The sequence below is a fragment of the Acinetobacter sp. YH12226 genome (assembly GCF_013417805.1).
Classification (GTDB): Bacteria; Pseudomonadota; Gammaproteobacteria; order Pseudomonadales; family Moraxellaceae; genus Acinetobacter.
In genome coordinates, this window is the sequence record NZ_VPDG01000048.1 from 1 (window position 1) to 3,710 (window position 3,710).

Below are 3,710 nucleotides of genomic sequence, written 5' to 3' on the forward strand. Positions count from 1 at the left end.
GGACAAGCATCGTCATTTTATTATGGTCAGCCTCAGGGTGAAGTGTGTCTAATCAACAGGGTTTTCGGTCTCTAAGCACTTTTTAAAGGGAACTTCATCGACTCAAATCTCTATTTGCAACAGTGCCAAGTATATTTACCCTTCTTATCGAAATTAGGGTTTAAATTTTAAGATTTTTATTCGCTGTTTACAGGTTGTGGTAGAAGTAGTCCTTGATATCAAAAACAAAAATTATTTTAAGGGAATAAAGGCTTCTGACTATCACCAAATGATAAGTTATCTGAGTTCTATTCAGTGAAAAACTGCTATATTAGGGGTCAGCACAGAAAACGGAAATTATAGGGCGGTAAGTACATTTATTTACTTCTATGTAGTTGTTATTTAAGAACTTCGTTAAAAATCTTTCAATTAAATTGCATGTTGCCAATCTCTAGCAGACAGGCAAAGCATAAAAATATAAATCTTTGATTTTAATAAATTAATTAGTCGACAAAATTCCTTGTCGTACTATTTTCTCCAAATTCTGGGGTAACCCCTATCAAATCAAAAACTCGATGATATGCGTCATTTAGTTGATCAAATACCTTCTTACGGCAGTCAATCTATACCTAAAATAAACGATCCTAGTTGGGAGGGGTTATTAGATGATCGGAGAATATCTTGGAATATGAACGACATCACCATAATAGAAAGGCTAGTACTTATTTATTATACTTTTAGTATGAAGGTTCTTAGTGTTTTCAATCAAGAATTTGCAGAGAGAGGAGTTTCTTTTTCATACTCTGATTAGTATGCCTATGGCAAACCAATTTCACTGCTTCGGTACCCTAGTGAGGACTAGAACCTTAGGCTGTAGGCTAATGATATTGGTATATTGAGTTATTTAGGTAGTCGCGGTGTACTTCATGGTGTATAGAAAGTTAGTTTTTCGAGCTAATAAAGCCATTTTGACAAAATTTAAGAAGTATTTTAGAAAACTAGATAGTTACACAGAATTTAGGGTAGTCTCAAAATGAAAGTTATAACTAATGGTTCTTTAACATCTTCTAATTCCTTTGGTGAAAAATAAGATTCCATTTTATGCTTAACTCTCAACTTTTTTTCGCTAAATCATTTATTTTACGAAGGTTAGACTTTCAATATTAAACTTACAATTCTTGTAATACAGCCATTCCAATAGGCTTAAGAAGTTGAGAGTGGCATTTCTTGCATAGAATTATTTTGTATTAAATAAAATAACTAAAGGTTTGGCTCGTGAAGATCTCAATAAGAAAACTGTATGTAATTAGCTTAAGTGCATTAATTACTGTGGCTTGTTCCAGTCAAAGTGAATCAGAAGGGATGCTAATTATAAATAACAAAACCTCCGAAGATATAACTAAGGTTAATTTAACTTATAAAACCACTAATAAATCAGAAAATATAGGTAATTTATCTCCTAATCAATCATTTAAGTATCCTATAAAATATTCTGACACCGAAGACTCTATAGTAATTACATATACTGATAGTAATAATACAGTGCATAAGGATGTAGCTGTTCCTTATTTCGGTAAATATGATAAGAAAAATTATAGTTATAATATCAAGTAGTTTAAGTATTATTAATATTTAGAGTGTACGGCATTGACGGTATAGGTTAAATTGACACTACAAGACAGCACTTTAACCAATTTCAACAGCAACATCCCCAAATATATTTAATATAAATTAAGCATGAGATATAAAAATGCACGCCTTTGATATTATCATACCCCAATATACAGGTATCGCTGAAGATGATGATAGCCACGACCATGATGTATTTTGTTATTTAGGAAATTTAGAAGGCAACGGACAAATATTACCCCGTAACCATCATTTAGCTGTTAGCCAAAATGATATTACTCGCGTGACTGTGGTGTGTCCTGAAATGGATGCCCTTGACCGTAAAAATATGAACAGCTATGCCCAAGAAATGCACAATAAAATCGAACAGTTAGCAGGTAAACCCATTCAAACCTTGTATATCGGAGAAGACCATGACTATCCTCTTCCCCGTTATGCCGTACCAACGCAATCTGAATTTTACATGTTGCGTTGGGGCTGGAGTTCGCCTTTACTAGATGGAGTAACCTTACAAGGCATTCCTCTATATAAAATCCCATATACCCAACCTGATCACCCTTGTTATGATAATGTGTGGTCATGGTATCGTCAGGCTGAAGCGTTATATCGTTTGTGGCTTGGTTCTCAACCAGTAAGTGAAGCCTTTGCCTTAGAGCAAATGCAAAATCCCAATTCTGAGCATAGCAAAATAGGTCGAGAATTGTGCCGTATCATTGAACAAAGCACAGGTGTACCCACCTATTATTTTCTAATGAATTACCGTGATTGGACACAGGCAGAAGATATGGAACAAAAATGTCCACTGACAGGGCAGGATTGGCTATTGCCTGCCAATACCTATCACTATATTGATTTTAAATGCGATGAGAGTCGTTTGGTGAGTGAGTTGAGTCAAAATTGGTCGGATGAAAGCGAGGACTGACCGAATGAAAAATTATTTGTGGTAAGCTCATAAAGCCTATCAAGCATAGAGATAAAAATAACACCCAAACTATCTGTAACCAACCGTGAATCGTCTCGATATTTTCGGAGAGTGTTTTACTGGAATCAGGTACAGGACAAGTTTATTTTCAGTATACCCTAGCGGAACCACCTAAAAAGCCCCTTAGACCTATTAATAGACTACCTAGAACAGACCGTTATAAGAAAACCGCCTATAACAGACTATTCTAGGTAGTCAGTTTTTCTCGCTATCTTGAGAAATCATAGTCTTCTTCGTTCCCGTCTAAATACTCGAATATAGGGGTCAGCACAGAAAACGGAAATTATAGGGCGGTAAGTACATTTGTTTACTTCTATGTAGTTGTTATTTAAAAACTTCGTTAAAATTTTCAATTAAATTGCATGTTGCCAATCTCTAGAAGACAGGCAAAGCATAAAAATATAAATCTCTGATTTTAATAAATTAATTAGTCCACAAAATTCCTTAGCGTGCTATTTTCTCCGAATTCTGTGCTGCCCCCAATTAGCAATATTTAGAAAGGTCTAGGATAGCTATTTCTTGGCACGGGTTGAGATTTTGGAGCAACTGATAGATCGCTATCCGCCAAAGGCTCAATTTCACTTAATTCTCGCCTAGTCGTTACCATCTCACTATAAGCTTCTTTGAAATCAGGATTATTCATCTGCTTCATAGTATAATTATTAGGTTTACTATCAAGCCCACGCTGTTTCCAGTTCCGCATATCTACCACAGGCTCAAAGCCATGTTCTAGCAAGTGATGATTCACTAACTCACCCCAACGTTCACGTTGGGCTTTTAACAGCGTTCTACGCTCAGCAGGGGCTAATCCTGTGTTGTCTTTTTTCGCCCCGCTCTTAGCAGGATCCTTGGAGTTATGACGCTTGAAGAAGCGATCAAAAGGGCGAGCAATACCATCATTTAATCGCTCACTAAACATCAAATGGGCATGGGGTTGTTCGCCACCATCTAAAGCAGGTTTGTTATGCACCACCACTTGATAAGGATATTTTGGGCACTGTTGCAAATAGGCTGACGTGATAAGCTAAATATCTTATTTATTTCGAGATACAGCAGATGAATCCCTTCCACGGTCGGCACTTTCAAGGTGAAATCATTCTTTGGGCTGTTCGTTGGTATT

At 36.1% G+C, this 3,710-nt stretch carries 3 protein-coding genes and 1 pseudogene; 3 read left to right on the plus strand and 1 reads right to left on the minus strand.

Annotated elements, in window-relative coordinates:
• From FTV08_RS15895 to FTV08_RS15905, 3 genes and pseudogenes are all read left to right on the plus strand, one after another.
• Positions 1-75 (plus strand): annotated as a pseudogene (locus FTV08_RS15895) (IS6 family transposase); the annotation flags it as partial.
• 1,179 nt (positions 76-1,254) lie between these two features.
• Positions 1,255-1,593, plus strand: a complete 339-nt coding sequence (locus tag FTV08_RS15900) for a hypothetical protein (protein ID WP_114237945.1) — start codon at positions 1,255-1,257, stop codon at positions 1,591-1,593.
• A gap of 136 nt (positions 1,594-1,729) precedes the next feature.
• Positions 1,730-2,530, plus strand: a complete 801-nt coding sequence (locus tag FTV08_RS15905; protein ID WP_114237944.1) for a DUF2310 family Zn-ribbon-containing protein — start codon at positions 1,730-1,732, stop codon at positions 2,528-2,530.
• 553 nt (positions 2,531-3,083) lie between these two features.
• Here the strand turns inward: FTV08_RS15905 and FTV08_RS15910 are convergent.
• Positions 3,084-3,596, minus strand: a complete 513-nt coding sequence (locus FTV08_RS15910) for a MobA/MobL family protein (RefSeq protein WP_218947230.1) — start codon at positions 3,594-3,596, stop codon at positions 3,084-3,086.
• Positions 3,597-3,710 lie beyond the last annotated feature (114 nt).